Annotated in this window: 15 protein-coding genes and 1 pseudogene; 8 read left to right on the top strand and 8 right to left on the bottom strand. The window is 36.7% G+C overall.

Features of this window, described 5'->3' with window-relative positions:
- Window positions 1–525 precede the first annotated feature (525 nt).
- The 3 genes from ACE1TI_RS10630 to ACE1TI_RS10620 are packed head-to-tail and all read left to right on the top strand — an operon-like array spanning window position 526 to window position 4,177.
- Window positions 526–1,983: a spore germination protein gene (locus tag ACE1TI_RS10630; protein ID WP_375007553.1), complete on the top strand. Its 1,458-nt coding sequence runs from the start codon at window positions 526–528 to the stop codon at window positions 1,981–1,983.
- Window positions 1,980–3,095 carry a GerAB/ArcD/ProY family transporter gene (locus ACE1TI_RS10625; RefSeq protein WP_375007552.1) on the top strand — a complete coding sequence of 372 codons (1,116 nt, stop codon included), beginning with the start codon at window positions 1,980–1,982 and terminating at the stop codon, window positions 3,093–3,095. The genes ACE1TI_RS10630 and ACE1TI_RS10625 overlap by 4 nt, the downstream gene beginning before the upstream one ends.
- 2 nt (window positions 3,096–3,097) lie before the next feature.
- The gene (locus ACE1TI_RS10620; protein WP_375007551.1) at window positions 3,098–4,177 is read left to right on the top strand and encodes a Ger(x)C family spore germination protein; all 1,080 of its coding nucleotides are present in this window, start codon (window positions 3,098–3,100) and stop codon (window positions 4,175–4,177) included.
- A gap of 220 nt (window positions 4,178–4,397) precedes the next feature.
- Here ACE1TI_RS10620 and ACE1TI_RS10615 read toward each other — a convergent pair.
- Window positions 4,398–4,601 (bottom strand): annotated as a pseudogene (locus ACE1TI_RS10615) (DUF1657 domain-containing protein).
- Between the two features lie 511 nt (window positions 4,602–5,112).
- Here ACE1TI_RS10615 and cls point away from each other — a divergent pair.
- Window positions 5,113–6,561 (top strand): cardiolipin synthase, encoded by a 1,449-nt coding sequence (gene cls / locus ACE1TI_RS10610; RefSeq protein ID WP_375007605.1) that lies wholly within the window; start codon window positions 5,113–5,115, stop codon window positions 6,559–6,561.
- A 396-nt stretch (window positions 6,562–6,957) separates the two neighbouring features.
- Here the strand turns inward: cls and ACE1TI_RS10605 are convergent, their stop codons facing one another.
- From ACE1TI_RS10605 to ACE1TI_RS10585, 5 genes are all read right to left on the bottom strand, one after another.
- Entirely contained in the window at window positions 6,958–8,262 is a 1,305-nt protein-coding gene (locus tag ACE1TI_RS10605) for a chloride channel protein (RefSeq protein ID WP_375007550.1), read from the bottom strand.
- An 11-nt stretch (window positions 8,263–8,273) separates the two neighbouring features.
- Window positions 8,274–8,885, bottom strand: a complete 612-nt coding sequence (locus ACE1TI_RS10600) for a DUF421 domain-containing protein (protein ID WP_375007549.1) — start codon at window positions 8,883–8,885, stop codon at window positions 8,274–8,276.
- A gap of 407 nt (window positions 8,886–9,292) precedes the next feature.
- The gene (locus ACE1TI_RS10595; RefSeq protein WP_375007548.1) at window positions 9,293–10,396 is read right to left on the bottom strand and encodes an MGDG synthase family glycosyltransferase; all 1,104 of its coding nucleotides are present in this window, start codon (window positions 10,394–10,396) and stop codon (window positions 9,293–9,295) included.
- A 48-nt stretch (window positions 10,397–10,444) separates the two neighbouring features.
- Window positions 10,445–10,720 carry a hypothetical protein gene (locus ACE1TI_RS10590; protein WP_375007547.1) on the bottom strand — a complete coding sequence of 92 codons (276 nt, stop codon included), beginning with the start codon at window positions 10,718–10,720 and terminating at the stop codon, window positions 10,445–10,447.
- Window positions 10,721–11,289: 569 nt separating this feature from the next.
- Complete coding sequence (locus ACE1TI_RS10585) at window positions 11,290–12,066, bottom strand: formate/nitrite transporter family protein (RefSeq protein WP_375007546.1); 777 nt, start codon at window positions 12,064–12,066, stop codon at window positions 11,290–11,292.
- Between the two features lie 470 nt (window positions 12,067–12,536).
- On the opposite strand from ACE1TI_RS10585, the gene ACE1TI_RS10580 reads away from it, so the two are divergent.
- The 3 genes from ACE1TI_RS10580 (at window position 12,537) to ACE1TI_RS10570 (ending at window position 13,481) form a co-directional block, all read left to right on the top strand.
- Window positions 12,537–12,902: a DUF2512 family protein gene (locus ACE1TI_RS10580; RefSeq protein WP_375007545.1), complete on the top strand. Its 366-nt coding sequence runs from the start codon at window positions 12,537–12,539 to the stop codon at window positions 12,900–12,902.
- A gap of 100 nt (window positions 12,903–13,002) precedes the next feature.
- Window positions 13,003–13,200: a spore coat protein gene (locus tag ACE1TI_RS10575; protein WP_375007544.1), complete on the top strand. Its 198-nt coding sequence runs from the start codon at window positions 13,003–13,005 to the stop codon at window positions 13,198–13,200.
- 11 nt (window positions 13,201–13,211) lie between these two features.
- Window positions 13,212–13,481 (top strand): spore coat protein, encoded by a 270-nt coding sequence (locus ACE1TI_RS10570; RefSeq protein WP_375007543.1) that lies wholly within the window; start codon window positions 13,212–13,214, stop codon window positions 13,479–13,481.
- 174 nt (window positions 13,482–13,655) lie between these two features.
- Here ACE1TI_RS10570 and ACE1TI_RS10565 read toward each other — a convergent pair whose 3' ends face one another.
- Together ACE1TI_RS10565 and ACE1TI_RS10560 are read right to left on the bottom strand one after the other, a co-directional pair.
- The gene (locus ACE1TI_RS10565) at window positions 13,656–15,182 is read right to left on the bottom strand and encodes a 4-hydroxyphenylacetate 3-hydroxylase family protein (RefSeq protein WP_375007542.1); all 1,527 of its coding nucleotides are present in this window, start codon (window positions 15,180–15,182) and stop codon (window positions 13,656–13,658) included.
- A gap of 76 nt (window positions 15,183–15,258) precedes the next feature.
- Window positions 15,259–15,879, bottom strand: coding sequence for a TetR/AcrR family transcriptional regulator (locus tag ACE1TI_RS10560; RefSeq protein WP_375007541.1), 621 nt, complete (start codon window positions 15,877–15,879; stop codon window positions 15,259–15,261).
- A gap of 488 nt (window positions 15,880–16,367) precedes the next feature.
- Here ACE1TI_RS10560 and ACE1TI_RS10555 point away from each other — a divergent pair, with 488 nt between their 5' ends.
- On the top strand, window positions 16,368–17,939 hold the full coding sequence (locus ACE1TI_RS10555) for an alkaline phosphatase family protein (protein ID WP_375007604.1): 1,572 nt from the start codon (window positions 16,368–16,370) through the stop codon (window positions 17,937–17,939).
- Window positions 17,940–18,108 lie beyond the last annotated feature (169 nt).

Here is an 18,108-nt window from a genome sequence, read left to right as displayed (position 1 = left end):
GGTTTTCCTGATTTACCATAAATTTTCAGTATTTCCTTAGTAACCTGTTCATCGTAACTTAAATCCACGATACCATGCAGCTACAATAAAAGACAGAATTATGGAAAATATTTCTATAACAAACACCATTACGGCGTTTTAATAGTTCGTCCTTATATAATTTTATCAGTTTAACCACACATTGTCTTTCATTGGTTTTCAAAGAATTAGAGCAAAGAAAGAACCAATTTGATATTTCGTTTTTAAAAGAATTCATAGCAATTTCGGGGTGTGTTCCAATTCATACACCCAGCATCGGTACAAAAAAATGGAATGGTTAACCTTAACTATCCTAAGTCTTACCTTCGTTTCCTCCATGAAAGGATGGTTTTTGTCCCACTTTTTAAAATCGGGGAATAGAAGTAGATACGCTGGGAAACTATAATTTGAGTAGAAACGAATTATTAGAAAAACTTGGCTTTCCGCCGAGTCCTTATGGCGGAAGGCGTATTTTTAATAAAAAAATTGGGCAGTGAGGGCACTAACATGTTCTTCAAAAAAAAAGCGCAGCACAAAGAGGATCAATCTCCGGTTACAATCGAACGTCTTAAACATCTCACTTCAAATATAGAAGATGCGGTATTTGTGGAGCATGAAACCAAAAGCGGTAAAACAGTCATGCTTATTTACATAAAAACGATCATTGATAAAGAGCGTTTAAACGAGGCAATTATTGAACCTTTGCTTCGCTGTGAAAAAACACCAATCAATAAATGCATAACAAATGCTAAAGTGTCCGATATATCCACGGTTGATGAGACAGAGTATAAGCTCATGACAGGATGTATTATTCTGCACGATTCCGCTAATAATCAGTGGTATTCCGTTAGAATGGATAATCCTGAAGGCCGCGGTATTGAAACTTCTGAAACAGAAACCATTCTGTACGGATCCAAAGACAGCTTTACGGAAAAAATAGATGACAATATCCTGTTAATTCGCAGAAGATTGCCGTTATCCACGCTCAAAACCGAATCATTTAATCTGGGGTCGCAAACGAAAACAAAAGTAGTGATGTTATATATAGAAGGTTTAACCAATCCCCAGTTGATTTCTATTGCACGAGAGAAAATCTTATCTATTGATTTTGATCAGTTTCTTGATTCTTCTCAAGTTGCAGCTTTTATGGAAGATCATATACACACAGTGTTTCCACAATTTCAACAAACAGACCGTCCTGATGTCTGCTCTCATTCTTTAGGAGAAGGTAAAATAACTATATTGGTGAATAATACACCATTTGCGTTAAACGCTCCTGTTTCTTTTTTTCATTTATTTCAATCTCCGGAAGATTATATTAACCGCTGGGTGCCTGCAAGTTTTTTGCGCAGTTTGCGGTATATAAGCTTTCTTCTTTCTATAACATTAATCCCTCTTTATGTGGCATTGACGACCCATCACTATCAGATGGTCCCTATACAAATTCTTTTTGTTTTAGTTGAATCACGAGGCAAACTTCCTTTTGCTCCTTTTTGGGAAGGAGTTCTTATGCTAACGGTTCTTGAAATCATTACAGAAGCAAGTCTCAGGATGCCGACAAAATCATCCCAGACATTAGGAGTAATAGGAGGCATTATAATAGGACAAGCTGCCGTTCAAGCCGGATTTGTCAGCCAGGTATTAATCGTATTGGTAGGTGTTTCTGCCATTGCTTCGTTTCTGGTCCCGAACTACTCTATGACAAAAGCAAATACATTACTTCAACTCATTTTCCTGATTTTGGCTGATGTGTTGGGAATGATAGGAATAGTATTTGGATTGGTTGTATTATTGGCTCACTTGAATGGACTAACTTCTCTTAAACAGCCTTATTTTGCACCGATTGCTCCATTTTATTGGAAAGACTGGTTAGATCTGTTTATTCGAGCCCCTTTGCAATGGATGAAGGTTCGTCCTGAGTCCTTACATCCCTTACAAAAATGGAGATACAGAAAAGGGAGGTGATTGTTCTGACAGAATTTTCCCTATTTGATAAAACGTCCACCCTGGACGGCGTATATGTAACGTTTATAGTAAACAGACTACAAATGCTTTATCTTTTACTAATCATGCCCATTTATTTGGTACAACCATATATGATTTGGGCTATTCTTGCGGTAGGAGTGTTATCGCATTTCAATCTTATGATTTTATCAAAATGGTTTGCCTCCGATTATTCTGTAAAAGGGTACCAAGGATTTTTACAACTTTTAGGGAGACCCTTGCTTCGTTTTCTTGCTTTTCTGGGCTTACCTCTTTTATTACTCAAAATAAGTATCCTTGTCCTTGGATATTCGGAAATCGTTCAACAATTTGTTTTTCCAGCCATTGATAGAAATTGGATGCTGTTATTCCTTATGGTTGTCAGCATCTATATGGCTGCGCAGGGAATGGAAAAAACAATACGTTTTATTGTTATCGCTTTTTTTTGTACCATTTGGATGATTGTTTTGTATTATTCTTTTTTTACTTATCCCATTGCTTCTTTGTCAGATTTGTATCCATTGATACCTGAGAATTCGAGTGATTTTTTCTGGAAAGGGATTTTACTAATATGGTCATCCTTGTCAGGTCCAGAATTTTTAATTTTTTTAGCCCCATGGTTAGGAAAGGATGAAAAGATACCGAAATATTTATCGATTGGAAACGCCATCACTGTTATTGAATACTTACTGTTGTTTGTTGCCACCCAATTCTTTTTTGGCGCTGACTACATTAGACAGGCAAAATTTCCAATGATAGAGATGATCAGATACTTGCAGATCCCGGTCTTTGAGCGAATTGATATCATTTTAATTGCGCTTTACATGTTTCATTTTTTATTTACGATTGCCATTTTCCTCATATACTTTTACGGTGGCTTACGTATTATCTTTCAAAAGCGAGACGAGCCAATAAATCGACTTAGCTTTTTTTTAACCTGCCTGTTCATCTATGTGTCCCTCGTTCTTTTGAATGAATGGTTGTGGGAAAAAGAGCAGAACGTCTTGGTTGATTTTCATATATGGGCCGGAGCCGTATCCTATATACTCGTTCCAAGCTTTTTGGTGGCTATGTCTAAAATAAAGGAGTACTAAAGGTGGAACATTTTAAAAAAACAATTTTCACCTCCATCATTTTCTCTGTCATTTTGATAACGGGCTGTTCTCCCTTTAAAGAAAATAATCAAATTGAAGAGATTGCTCCTGTCATATTTTGGTCAATAGAAGAAGGTGAAGGTGAAAAATTCAAGATGAGTACAATCATGCCCCCATTGATTGCCGAAAAAAAACAAATCTATACCCTTGAGGTAGATTTAATAAAAGAAAGCGGAAAAGAATTTAATCTGAAAAATTATCGTGAATTAAAGGTCGGCCAGCTCCGGATGATTGTTATCAATGAAGAAGTTGCCAGAAAAGGCATAAAAACATTGATTAATACATTACTGGCAGATCCAGATATCTCTCAACGCCTGTACCTTGTAGTTGTTAGCGGAAGTTTTAATGAATACATCTCCAACCAACTTGAACAGCATGAAAAAATAGATTATTTCTTCTATCGGATGTTAAGACATTTCGAAAATAAAGGAGAAATAACGGTTGTCAATCTGCATCAATTTATGAAAAATTTATATACACCGCTTTCGGATCCAGTGCTTCCATTCTTTAAAGCAGATAATGAAAACTTAACATATAATGGAACCGCTGTTTTTAAAGAGGATAAGCTTGTTGATACCATGACTGAAATGGAAGAGCAAATTTTTCAGCTTATAAACAATCATCGCTACCTGAAATATTTCAAAGTACCAGCATTTTCCCTTCTAGGAGGCCATATTCGTTCCAAAGTAGATGTCGAATTTGAAAACAATTACAAATCTGTTTCTGTTCAAGTTGATTTGGAAGGCAAAATCGAGGATTATCTCGGTGAAAAAGATTTAACTAAGCAGGATGAATTGGACGCCCTAACACAAGAAATGGAATCACATTTGGAAAAACAAACAAAACAATTGCTGAATAAATATCAAGACAAAAAAGTCGATCCTTTTCATATGGGTAAATACACCCTAAAGCCTTTTGAAAGCCCAATAAATGATAAGGAATGGATAAACAAATGGGAACAAATGGAGATTAATGTAGACTATAACCTAAAACTCTCGCCTTTAAATCATGTGGATTCTTAAAAAGCTAAAACCCTAAAAAAGTGTAAGCGCCGCCTTGCTCTAAATGACAAGTCCTCGAGGGTTGACTCGGCCAGCCTAAAAACCATATATTAATCTTCTTCACTCATTTATAACACTCTTTTCATTCTAATTCGTTTGCTTAATATGGGGACATAAATAAGTGGACATAAAAAGGTAAAGAAAGGTTGAGTTAACCAACCTTTCTTTGCCTTTTTACTTTCTACTCTTTGTACTGAGGTTCTTCTTGTTCAATTTGTTGAACAAGTGGAGATACGTTATCCACCAGTTATTGAGCTTGTTGTGCAGCTTTTTGGAACATTTGTTTTGCTTGTTCATTTTCCGTTGCCAATGCAAATGATTCAAAACTAGCTTGAGTACTCTTTACATTCGCTACGGCTGTTTTAAAATCACTGGCTACGGTCACTCAGAGACCGGATATTATGTATTTTTTTGTAAATAAATGAAATAAATTTTATTTATTACCCCTTCCTTCAAGATTTTTCTTCTCTTGTTAATATTTAAAATTATTATAAATTATAATACATCCTTAGAAAGGCTATACTATTCGTGGATTTACAACGATAAAAATACTTGAATGGACCAAACTAAAGGCTTTATTCTTTACTAAAACCAGTCGTAAATCTATTTATTTATCCAGTTAAAATGTTTGAATTGAAATTATTGGCTTAGAACACGTCCCACTCAAATCACAAATAAAAATTGTAGCTCCTAAACTTCTATTGTATGTGTTGAAATGAAACATCCATTTTATAGAAAAACCTTTTACCAACAGGTAAAGTCTGCCCAAACAATTAGAAGAAAAACTACAAAGAAATAAAATGGAAATGAAACAACTAAATAGAATTCAACCAAATAAAAGTCTTATGAAAGAACAAAAGTGGCGAAAGCATAACGTTTTTAGTGAGGATTTCATTATGAATATTACTTCCTTATTACTCTGGGTTGTTATTGTATTGAATATTTTTTTTGCGATTATTGTTATTTTTCGTGAAAGAAGAGATGTAGCTTCCTCATGGGCTTGGTTATTGGTTTTATTTTTTATCCCTTTGCTCGGATTTGTCTTGTATCTTCTTTTAGGACAAAACCTTAGCCGTAATCACCTCTTTCAATGGGAGGACCGTAAAAAAATTGGAAGCGAAAAAATGTTAGGAACTCAATTAGCCCAACTTCGTTCCCGCCAATTCCAATTTCATAATCAAGCTATAAGAGACAGTAGAGATTTAATATACATGCATTTAATTAACAATGGTACTGTCTTAACTGAAGATAATTCGGCTGAATTATTTACGGATGGTAAAGAGAAGTTTGACAGGTTATTTAAAGATATCGAAGGGGCAAAAGACCATATTCATGTACAGTATTATATTATTAAAAAAGACCAACTCGGCAAAAGACTCATAGAAGTTTTGACGAAAAAAGCAAAGGAAGGGGTTAGAGTACGGGTTATATATGATGACTTGGGTTCAAGGAGATTAACGAAACGATTTTTCAAAAAACTTCGTGAATCTGGTGGTAAGGTGGAAGCCTTTTTTCCTTCCAAATTCCGTCTCATCAATCTACGGTTGAATTATCGGAATCATCGTAAGTTAGTCATTATTGATGGAAAAATCGGTTATGTAGGCGGCTTTAACGTCGGCAATGAATACCTAGGGGAAGATCCAAAATTTGGATACTGGCGAGATACACATTTAAGGATACAGGGTACAGCTGTTCATGCGCTTCAGACTCGTTTTATCCTCGATTGGAATCAGGCATCCCATTATCACAAAAATACCTATATTCCAAATCACTTTCCAGAAGATATATCTCAAGGAAGTGTCGGAATTCAAATTGTTACAAGTGGACCTGATTCTGAATGGGAATATATTAAAAATGGATATATTAAAATGATCTCATTAGCAAAAAAATCCGTTCTTATCCAAACTCCTTATTTTGTTCCAGATACAAGTTTATTGGATGCCCTTCGAATTGCATGTTTCTCTGGCGTTGAGGTTAAAATTATGATTCCTAATAAACCGGATCACATATTTGTATATTGGGCCACTCTGTCTTATATTGGTGAATTACTTAAGGCTGGGGCAACGGTCTATATATACGACAATGGTTTTATTCATGCTAAAATCATTATTGTTGATGAAAAAATATCTTCTGTTGGAACAGCGAATATTGATGTAAGAAGCTTCAAATTAGATTTTGAAGTTAATGCCTTTCTATATGATGAAGAATTTGCTCAAAGACTGACAAAAACATTTAAAGAGGATGTAAAAGTTTCTCGGGAACTCACTCTTGACCAGTATCAACAATTTCCACTATGGGTAAGATTTAAAGAATCAATATCCAGGTTATTATCTCCTCTCTTATAGGGGGCGTTCCACCAATTTTCAAGGATATTTCAGAATTAAAAATCCCGGTCTTCAAAGGCATAAATTAAGAAATTGAGATTTATTTACTCAAAAATGTCACCAACAGATAGACGTTTGATGTGGCCTCCGGCTTTTTCCCTGCTCCACACGGAGCGTGCTAGTTTCCCAGTACTCCGCGTTCCATCTAACGAATATCTTACTCACTTTGGGTGAAGTACAGCTATCCTGTCCTCTACTTCCACCTCATGTTAGACTGCCGCTAACCCTCTTTTTACCCGTTATAGTCCTCATATCTGGAAATAAGAGTGCAAGTAAGTAAGCGACATACTGCCCGACGCTGGGATGATAGATTCTATTTCACCGATGTTTAAGCAACGACATTAGCAAGACTAAGCGCTAAAGCTTTTTCTTTTTTTCAATATTGCCAATGGTTTCTTCATTAGCGATATTATATAACCTGCTCTTCGGCTCATATATTGTTTGAGAAGGCCAAAGTCCATGGTGTCCTGAAAAGATATAACTTACAATGCAAGCAATAAAAAAGTACTCTACTCCTTTGCCATCAAACATCTCCATTGCCAATAGGAACGCTGTTATGGGAGTATTAGCACCACCACAAAAAGCAGCGATCATTCCTAAAGCAGCGAGGAAGGACATAGGTAAATCAATGAATGTGTATAATGTATTCCCTAATGTTGCTCCCATAAAAAATAAAGGGATGGCTTCACCGCCGACAAATCCAGTTCCAAGTGTAACTGCTGTAAATACTAGTTTGCCCAAAAAAGCAAAGGGGGGAACATCTTCTTTAAAGGATTGTTCGAGCATTTCCAAACCACGACCATTGTAATCTTGTGAACCCACGATGAAAGTTAATACTACAATGATAAGCCCCCCAACAAAGGCTCTTTTCATATGGTTTTTCTTTAAATATTTCTCGGAAACATTTTGTATACCGTGTCTTAATTGGCAGTATGAAATACTTAAAAGGCTGAAAATAACAGATACTAGAATCACTTTGACAAATGCAATCACGGATAGTTCTGGTACTGTTTGTATCATCAATTCTTCGTGTTCATGGCCCCAAGCTGCTGTCGTGATATAGTGACCGACAAAGCTTCCCACAAGACAAGGTACAAGTGCTTCGAACTTTATTTTCCCTAAAGCAGCCATTTCCATACCAAAAACAGCACCTGCCATGGGGGTTCCAAAGGCTGCACCAAATCCAGCACTTATACCACTCATCAGTAAAATTTTTGTATCAAGTATGTTTACCTTTAAAAATTGGTTGATTGCTTCCGCTACACTTCCTCCCATTTGTATGGCTGCGCTTTCTCTTCCCGTTGACCCGCCAAAGAAGACTGTTATAAATGTACCCAAATAAACGATGGGTCCCATCCGACGCAGAATCTTTTTTTTACCATGCACCGCGTCTATCACTAAATTATTTACTTCAGCAGCGTCGTTTAACGTGTTTTTTTCAAACTTCTTTCCGTAGTTCATATATATGTAACCTAACACGATTCCTCCCAGAGGGAGAAATAATATAAGCCACGAATTTTTTTCTCGCACCACTCCAAGGAAATCGTTGGTCTCTAGCAGGAAAGTCGTAAATGATCCTACGACTACACCGATAACCCCTCCAAAAATTATCCATTTAGAAAGAACTGAAACAAATGTCTTGTACTTAAGCTTTGTGTCCATTCTGTCATCCCTCACTTCAAATGTTCTGGATGTTCTTCTGCATGCCCTTTATTTTTAACTTCCTTAAAAATATTGTCTGATACACTTGATTGAGAAACGGGAGTTTGAATAGGCGAATAAGGCATTTTCGCTTGTACCATTGAGATCAGCATTTGTATGTCTTTCTTGGTAGCGTATTGCTTTTCGGGTTTTAGCAGATATCCTAACTGACCGTTTGATTCTATCGTTGCCCATTGTATATCACTTATCTTTTCAATGCCTTGCTGTCTTATTCGTACTTCAAGCATATCAACGGTTAAACGTAATTTTGCTAAATTTGTTTGATTAATTTGACCATTTTCTACCACTATGAGTGACTTTCCATAAAAAAAGCTTTCCAGCTTATCCGATTTCAATACGATGTATTCAATAAAAAGAAGCGTAAGTACAAGCAAAAATGTAATCACCATCGTAATCCAAATGTTTCTGTCGCTTACTGGCTGAACAATTAATGAACCAACGGCAATCATCATGACGGTCTGAGCAACCGTCAGCTGTGAAATCGATTTTCTTCCAGCCATACGTAAAATAAATGTTCCACCAATAACAATAACGATAGCTTTCCATATGAAATGTAAATCCAAACCAATTCCCCCTAGTCAGTTTACTCTATATATCTTTGTTTCAAATGGGGAAAAATATTCTGGGGAATGATTAAGACACCCCACTCTAAAATTTTTAATACATTTTATTAGGGTGGTTTAAACAATCTAGCTCTTTTTCACAATCCTAAAGCGTGAGTGCATACATTGAAACAGGCGCACTCCTATAATAAGAAATACGCCTGTTTCATTCACTAGTCCTTCATTCACAGTTTGTAAATTATATGGAATTTTGATCCTTTTACCTATTTGTCAGTGCTGCTTCATGTCGTAAGGGGTAGGAATACCATATTAAGAATGGGGGAAAATCCATCATTTATTAAGGATTAACCCGTCTGATTCTAGCTGTCTCAAGGAAAAATTTCTTTCATTAGTATCAAGCCCTCTCCTTAATCAATTAACTTAAGTATCCGTTCTACAATTTGATTTGCTGCATTCGGTTTTTTCAACATTTTTGCATGATATTGTAGGTCTGTATAAAATGTTTTCTGATATAAAACTCTTTCTAAAACACCGGGTAATTGAATACACCGATTTATTTTTACCGCAGCACCTTCATTTATTAAATAATTCGCATTCTGTTCCTCGTGACCTGGAACGGGGTTAAAAATAATAATGGGTGTTTCACAAGCAAGAGCTTCCGCCATGGTTAATCCTCCTGCTTTAGAGAGAATACCATCACTGGCCTTTAAATATAACAAAAATCTATCAGTGAACTCGATTACCTTAATTGTGTGCTTACTTTTCTGTCGAAATATTCTATGTTTTGCTCTATGGTTATGTCCTACCATACATAAAATCTGGATCTTTTCCTGTAAATGCTCTAATACTTGTATGACATGTACGTAATTTGTTAAACCCATGCCTCCACCTGCTATTAATAATGTTTTCTTGTCCTGCTCAAGCCTTAATTCATATCGGGCCTTCCATTTTGATAAGTGTAAACATTTATTGTTCGAGATTGGAATCCCCGTTGAAAAAAAAAGCTGTGAAGAAACGTTATACAAATTAGCAAATTCCTCAATTTTAGGCGATGCTGTAAAGTACCCATCAATTTCCTTCCTAATATAAGCAGGGTGTAATACAAAGTCCGTAATAACAGTATATAAAGGGAAATCTAATTGCTTTATCTGTTTGACTCTTGATAAAAAAGCAGTTACAAATGGATGAGTTGAAATGATAAATGGACAGTTCTGCCTATACATTATCTCATACAAATGTTCAATAAAAAGTGAACCAAAGCGATCTAATAATAAAAACAATGAATGTTCTTCTGCATAAAAATAAATTTTTCTCCATATAAAAGGGGTTAATCTCAAAAGACGAATATAACTGTTAAGCATAAAGTTATGAAGAATTGGGCTAATTGCGCGAAAGGTATCAACCGTTTCAGGATAAAAGCCTTGATTATTAAATTCATGCTTTAGAGCTTTAGCAGCCTGATTATGACCATGTCCAATAGATGCAGAAAAAATCAATGGCTGTTTCTTCATCTTACTACCTCTCTTTCACAATAGCCTCATCATTTACCCTTTTTACTATCACCCCAAATCGCAATATTTATAAACATCTCTTTTCTGATGACTGTTCCTCTGCCTCATCAGAAGAGTTTTCGGTATTTTCTTCGGCTTCGGCGCTAGTAGATCTGCTTCAATCTCTTTATCATTCTCAGCTGCCTCCTCGTCTTCGGCACCACTTGAGGTTGCAGCAATAATAATTATTGCGAGTGCCCCAAACCCACCACTTTTTGTAGAAAGGTTTTTTTCTTCTTTCTTTTTTAGCCATATCGACTTCTCCCTTTGATGTATTTTTATCATGGTGAGTGATGATAAACCATTTCAGGTAACTACTCCTATCTCATCTAATGAATTCATTATTCATAAGGAGTGTAGTAATATGACTTGAATTAGGGAACCAACTGCTAGAGTTTAGAGTATCTCTTGAGTTGGTGAACAGATTAGAGAAGGACTTATGGAAATTATTAAGCAATGTAAAGTACTTCAAATTTAGACTAAGGATAATTACTTCTATTAAATCTTTTACGCAATTGTAACTGGGGTGCAGCAGGAATTGGGAAGGGGATTGTCTCCAGATTATTGATGTTCACGGATACTTAAACGTCTTTGTTAATAATGTTAGGGGTGTAGGAAATACAACATTTCCTGATATCACGTTAGAGGAATAGAGTAAAGCCCTAGATTTGAATTTGAAAAATGGCGGGAATTCAAACAGCTATGAAGAACATAATATCAAATGGAAACATAATAATTATCTCATCCGTCGAAGCGGTAAGTAGTGAGCCTAATGTTCGGATTGTAGAGCCTGCTGAAAACACGTCACAATTTAAGGATGGAACAACATACCTTTATAAGGTAGATGCTAATGGTTATATTTTTTCTTTCAAATAAGCCCTCCAGTAAAATCCTCCAACAAATATGGCTCCTCCAACCATGTTCCCAAGGAATACGGCAACAAAGTTTTCAAAATATTCCCACCAGCTATAGTATCCGGCAAAAATCGCAGCCGGGATCACAAACATATTCGCAACGACGTGCTGGAAACCGATGGCGACAAACGCCATAATCGGAAACCAAATACCGAGAATCTTACCACCCAAGTCATCTGAACTATAATTCAGCCATACAGCTAAACATACCAGCCAGTTGGCTCCAATACCTGAGATAAACGCTTCAATAAAGGGATCTTCAAGCTTAGCCCCGGCAACTTCGACCGTTTTTTCTAAATAAGGTCCTGTTTCCGTCAATCCAAGGATATGTCCAAAAAAGTAGGCGACAAATACGGCACCAATGAAATTGGTTATGGTTATGATCACCCAGTTTTTTAAAACTTGAATGGTCTTGATCTTCCCAGTAAACCTTGCCGTGGAGACGGCCATCATATTTCCTGTAACTAGTTCACCGCCTGCGAGCAATACAAATATGAGACCAACTGGGAAGACAGCGCCGCCAATAAATGCTGTTAGCGATCCCCATATTTCCTCTGGTAAATTCCCAGTTACGCGAATGTCTAATAAATAACCAAAGCCGAGAAAAGCTCCGGCTAAAAAACCTAAGATAACTAAACTAATTAATGGAAAACTTGCCTTTTTTATACCGTGCTCCATTGCTTGCTGTGCTGTTTCTTTGGGTGGATGAAATGCCATTTTTTATTCCCTTCCTTCGGTAATTAAAGTTGTAATCGATTATCGTCCTCGGTAATTCCCAGGCCGTAGTGCCTCTTAAGGATATTTGGTTGCACATAGATAAAATCACAAACGAACTTTTGTAAAATTTTTTCCGCTAAAGAAAAGAGCTCTAGTAGTATTTTCAATTTAGGAAAAAATATATAGTAAATTTATGTAAAATAAAGTTTTTGTCATATTGAGATACGCTATATAAGGGGTTTTTATGAACAGAGGTGATTGTCGTTACTAAGGTAAAGAGCTCGGCTTCTCCTTTAACAGGAAAATATCCCCTCTTTATTTCCGGGTACGATGACAAGAAGAATAACAGTCAGGTAATACCGAGTCATTACATATAAATAATTAAAACAAAGGGGCATACATGCATATACATAACTTCTTTAACTTTACAAAAGATAAAAGAAGCTTAAAACAGGAAGGAGTAAGAAAAAATGAAGCATATAATTGCGTTAATTATTAAAACAGCACTAGTAATGTTTGTGCTCATTACCATTTTGTCATTAGCTAATGGTTATGCTATTGGAAACACAATAGGACTAACCCTAATAGTTGTTGGGGCTGCATATATTATTGGAGATTTATTTATATTAAATGCAACCAATAATTCTGTTTCTACGATTGCAGATATCGGATTATGCACATTAGTCATTTGGCTTATCGGTCCATTTGTTCTCAATGAACCTGTTCCATTTATTTTGGCCTTTTTATCAGCTCTTCTTATCGGTGTTGGCGAATGGTTTTTTCACAAATATGTAGTTAACGCCATTATTGAAAAAAATCCAAAAGTTTATTCATAAAGCCCCGCCTTTTCTTTTTCCTTTGGAGAAAAAAATCAGCCAGTTCAAGAAAAGAATAAATCAAAAATAGCAGGATATGATATCTATGGGGGTGATAAATATGCAACAGCCAACAGGACTAGGCATACACGAAACAGCAGAATTGCATGAAATGCTCGTATTCAAAACAAACTGTTTAACAAAGTCGAAAATGATGCAAAATCAAGTCCAGGATTCCGAATTACAACAATTATTTGAGCAAGACATTCAAGCTTCATCGGAAAATATTTCTCAAATTCAACAATTATTACAAAGCTAGGAGGATAGTTCATGCAAAATTTTAATGACCAAGCTGCGGCTACGGATCTACTTCTCGCTGCAAAATCAGGAGTTAGAAATTGCGCCTATGCCATTACAGAAGCTGCTTCCCCTGATGTAAGACAAGCGTTATCTCAGCAACTGCAACAGTCCGTTAACTTTCATGAGCAGGTGGCAAATTATATGATAGATAAAGGCTACTACCACCCATATAACTTAAACGAACAAATACAAGTGGACCAGCAAGCTGCTCAACAATCCATGCAACAGCCAAACCAATAACTTATAAACGCAAAGTCTCTATAGAAAAACTGAGCTTGGGAAAGAACCCAAGCTCCAGTTTTTCTCTTCCCTTGCCATTAGGATCACGTATATAAAAAACGTCCATCCACCAAAGTTGACAAATTAGTGAGCGTTTGAAGTTATCTCCCTTCCACCTGTTACACACAGAAGTGTTTATTTTTCCAATATTCCGTGTTCGCGTGTGTCGCTACACTCATGCTCATCGTTTACACATGTTTCACAATTTTTACAAGTACCCTCTAATTTTGCAAAACATTTCAATTTTGAGATAATATGATTTTTCTGATTTTCAAAGTCATAATTTCCAACGGCCGATTTTCTCATTGCTTCAGGGGACCCTCCACCATGATTGCTAATAATAGAATAGAAACCACCCTCTTTAGAAGCAGTAAGATCTTCAATGAAACGAGCCATGTTTATTCTGTCTTCAGTTGGTACGCCTTCTTTAGCTGCAAGGTATTCATTAATCAATTCCCCTGATTCAGGCAGCTCTAGATCTTCAGGATTTGGGGCTGTATTTACAATTCCTCCACTGATCTCATGAGCAATCCGAAAAATGTCGTAGACTTGTTCAGCTAGCATTAATTTTCCTATATTGGACTGCACGGAATCGGGAACATAGTTTTTTGCGACTGTTTTTCTTCCTAATACGGAGGCAGCAATACCTGTAGCATAAAACCCTTCGACTATTCGAATTAATTCACTCATAGCTCTTTGAATATGGGCTACCTCCGCATGGGGCAAACCATTGTATTCGGCCATAAGGGCTGTAGAACCAATAATCATGTCTCCCAAACCAGCACGGGCACCAATACACGAATGCCTATGATGATTAGCAAAAGCTTCAGCTAATTTCCCGGCATACTCCCATTCCCCACACATAAATACACGGTTCCATGGAATGAAAACATCATTAAAAATGACAAGACCTGTAGATTGCCCAAAATTTGAACTAAAAGGAGCTTCTTTATCCTCTGGACGACCAGCCGGTTTAGCAATAATTTTTAGACCAGGAGCATCCACTGGAACCGCGAATGATAAGGCATAGGCTTTATCTTTTTCTGTCATGTTCCTGGTGGGCAGCACGATGAATTCATGCATATAAGGGGCTCCCGTTATGTTGGCTTTAGCTCCTCTTACTACAATCCCTTCCTTATTTTTTTCAATGACATGCACATAAAGATCCGGATTGGATTGTTGATGGGGCCTTTTGCTGCGATCTCCTTTTGCATCCGTTACAGCGGTACCACAGGTCAAATCATGAATCTGCACATGATCGAGATAACCCTGAAAAGAGTTAAAGTATTCTGTCTTTTTATCATTATCCACCATTTTCGTTATTTCAGCTAAAGCTCCTAGTGCGTCATGCATTAAATACCTTTGTCCACAACCAGTCCATTTACATATAAGCCGAGTCATCTCTAATTTTTTCCTCAAATCTTCATGATTAAAATCTAAGGCATTTAGTCTGTTCACAACGTTGCCATTAGATAATTTAGCAGTCATAATATCCTGATGCTTTTTATTATGGGCTAATTCATACGTTACAGCAATGGCATTAATCCCCGGCTTAAATAAGGGTTCATCCGCCACACTGGTAACTTTTTTCCCCTTGACCTGAATATCAGGCTTATATTGACGAAGACTCTCCACATACTCCTGTCCATTCATCAACTTCATAAAAACACTCTCCTAACTAATAATTATATTTATAACTGACTAGTTAGTCAGTTATATGAGAAATAACAAAACTTCTTTACAGTAATTTTTTTAAAAATTGAAGACGGAGATCGATATAGTTCTCTAACGAAAATTGTTTGGATAAATTCCAACGTCTAAATGCCCACATTTGTGACTGAACAAGAATATCTTCTGCAATCAGTGTAATTTCAGATTGATCAAGATTAAATACACCTTCTTCAACTCCATCGTTTAATATAGATTCGATATAGTGTCTTAGCTTTTTTTCTCTATGTAAAAAGGACCTGCGTGCCTCGGGCTCTAAAGAAGCAGTTTCTTTATACATTAAGACAACGTGGTCAGATAAGTCGTCAACAATTTTTACAAACTGCGAATAAAATTCAACAATTGATTCTAAAGGCGAGAGATGTTTCGTTTCTAAATTTAAAAGGACTTCTTCCATTTGAGCATGAATATGGCAACAAACTAAATATAAAATATCTTGTTTAGTTTCCACGTATTGAAACATTGTTCCTACCTTCATATTAGCCTTTTCTGCAATTTCCTTCGTTGTTGCAGCATCAAAACCTTTTTTTATAAAAATATCTACGGCAGCATCGACAATTGTTGATCTTCTTTTTTTAACTAAATCTTCATTTTGAACCTTACTTTTTACTATAAATTGTTGATTTTCCATTATAGGTGCTCCTAACTGACTAGTCAGAAATTTAATTTAATTTTAAACATTATGTATTAACTAGTCAAGAAAGAGAATAATGTATAAAATGGCAAACCAAATTGTTGAGTGATGAAATGTGGAGAACATTTTAACAAATATATAAACATATTCTGATCGTTGGCTTGATTCAGTCATGTGCAGCTGACCACTATTTATCACAGTCCCTCCCCCCTCCCGCATTACAAATTTTTCTCCATTTATTTGAAAAGGTACTTCCCCTTACGAAGTGGATTAGACATTTTTATGGAAATTCTATTTTCATAACAGGCAATCAATTGAAAAGTACATGAATAATTTTTGTTTTTTGGATGATATTATTCCTGAACAGGGAAGATATCTCATTCAGCTGCTGATTTAAATCAACTCACTATTTCCTATTAAAAACCACCGATACACCATCTCTCCTGCATCGATCTACAACAGGAAGGTTGATAACTTTGAAAAAGATGCTTTTCTTCGCGTTAGTACTCATTATGAGTGCCTGCCAAATGGGGGACTCCCCTGAGAAAGAGATGCTCCCTTCCCAAGAGCACACCGATAATTCCTTTAAAGATAAAAATGTGGTAATGATCATTCTTGATTCTATGATGGGATCAACTGTGGATAAAAGCATCAAAGAAGGTCAGGTGCCCGCATTTACATTTCTCATTAATCACGGTCAATATTACAAAGATATAGTCAGTCCTTTCCCTTCCATGTCAGTCAACATTGAAAGTACTATGATAACGGGGGAGATGTCAGATAAGCACCGAGTTCCAGGATTGTCTTGGTATGATCAAGATAAAGATCGCATCGTTAATTATGGAACAACGTGGAAAACATGGCTGAAAAACGGCGTTTCTAAAGGTATTTACGATGTGTTTTATCATTTAAACAACACTCATTTAAATCCGAACGTCAGCACCATTTTTGAAGACTTGGAAAAGAGAGGCTTCACCACTGGAGCCATTAACACATTAGTTTATCGTGGCGATCACGTGCACCATCTCACCTTGCCTGTCTTAGCAGACGAACTGACAGATCTTCCGCAATCCATTCAAACAAAAGGACCAAATGTGTTAGGGTTTGGCCGTTTTGCTAAACCAGAAACCCTTGAACAAGAAAATTTCACTGATGGGATCTTTCATAGGCTTGGATTACAAGATAAATATACCATGGAAGTCACACAAAAGCTGATTGAGCAAGGGGATCAACCAAACTTCTTAATGATTTTTTTTCCGGAAAATGATCAAGAAGTTCATAAGAACAGTCCCCATTATCGCCGAGGAATGGAACGCGCCGAGGACCATGTCCAAGGAATTCTAAATGCCTATGACAATTGGGAAGAGGCCTTAGAAGAGAACATCTTTATTATATTGGGAGATCATGGCCAAGATCACATGGTCGAAGATGAGGAGGAAGTAGCTATTGATTTAGATCATTTATATGAAGATTTTGAGATTTCTCCCTTGGGTGAACCGGTCAGTAAGGGAGATATCGCTTTTGGAGTTAATCAGCGAATGAGTTATGTGTATGATGTGCATGACCAGAAAATCCTTCCTTTATTGGCTCAACGCGCCAAAAAGGATGCTCGTATTAAGCTGTCCGCTTGGCGAGAGGATGAATGGATCAAAGTGATTAGTCCGGATCAAGAAGGCACTTTGCGCTTTAAGCCCGGGGGTGAATGGACGGATCGTTATGATCAGGCCTGGACCTTTGAAGGAAACATAGATATACTTACCCTTAAGACTGATCCCGACAAGAGACGAATAATGTATGTCGATTATCCGGACGTCTTAAATCAATTATACACTGCTCTTGACAGCCACGACGTCCCGAAACTCATTTTAGCAGCCAAGCCGGGACATTCCTTTTTGGCTGAAAGCATTTCGATTCACCCGAATGGCGGTGAACATGGCGGACTGCACAAGAACGACGTTTTAGCCGCCATGATCATTGCGGGCACCGATCAGGAACCTGAATACCATCGAATGGTGGACTTGAAAAATTATATTGAGCGATTAGTGACCAAATCATAAAGTAAGTGTTTATTCCATTCGATTGAGTTATTTCATAAGGCACGCGCTTAAATACAAATGATATCGATATCAGTGTGGACTGGAGAATGTCTGAGACCATATTAAATTAACAAAAATACAAAGTTCTTCCCGGAAATCCGAGTCAGTGAAAACATAACAAGAGGCGTCC

Origin of the sequence: Alteribacillus sp. JSM 102045 (genome assembly GCF_041949975.1) — a bacterium.
Taxonomy (GTDB): domain Bacteria; phylum Bacillota; class Bacilli; order Bacillales; family Marinococcaceae; genus Alteribacillus.
This window is presented reverse-complemented; position numbering and strand designations above follow the sequence as displayed.

Bases quoted from the DNA above. Each gene is read 5' to 3' on its own strand.
- ACE1TI_RS10585 (WP_375007546.1), bottom strand. From the start codon at position 12,066: ATGGCATTTCATCCACCCAAAGAAACAGCACAGCAAGCAATGGAGCAC.
- ACE1TI_RS10560 (WP_375007541.1), bottom strand. From the start codon at position 15,879: ATGGAAAATCAACAATTTATAGTAAAAAGTAAGGTTCAAAATGAAGAT.
- ACE1TI_RS10595 (WP_375007548.1), bottom strand. From the start codon at position 10,396: ATGAAGAAACAGCCATTGATTTTTTCTGCATCTATTGGACATGGTCAT.
- ACE1TI_RS10565 (WP_375007542.1), bottom strand. From the start codon at position 15,182: ATGAAGTTGATGAATGGACAGGAGTATGTGGAGAGTCTTCGTCAATAT.
- ACE1TI_RS10630 (WP_375007553.1), top strand. From the start codon at position 526: ATGTTCTTCAAAAAAAAAGCGCAGCACAAAGAGGATCAATCTCCGGTT.
- ACE1TI_RS10580 (WP_375007545.1), top strand. From the start codon at position 12,537: ATGAAGCATATAATTGCGTTAATTATTAAAACAGCACTAGTAATGTTT.
- ACE1TI_RS10570 (WP_375007543.1), top strand. From the start codon at position 13,212: ATGCAAAATTTTAATGACCAAGCTGCGGCTACGGATCTACTTCTCGCT.
- cls (WP_375007605.1), top strand. From the start codon at position 5,113: ATGAATATTACTTCCTTATTACTCTGGGTTGTTATTGTATTGAATATT.
- ACE1TI_RS10555 (WP_375007604.1), top strand. From the start codon at position 16,368: ATGCTTTTCTTCGCGTTAGTACTCATTATGAGTGCCTGCCAAATGGGG.
- ACE1TI_RS10575 (WP_375007544.1), top strand. From the start codon at position 13,003: ATGCAACAGCCAACAGGACTAGGCATACACGAAACAGCAGAATTGCAT.
- ACE1TI_RS10605 (WP_375007550.1), bottom strand. From the start codon at position 8,262: ATGGACACAAAGCTTAAGTACAAGACATTTGTTTCAGTTCTTTCTAAA.
- ACE1TI_RS10590 (WP_375007547.1), bottom strand. From the start codon at position 10,720: ATGATAAAAATACATCAAAGGGAGAAGTCGATATGGCTAAAAAAGAAA.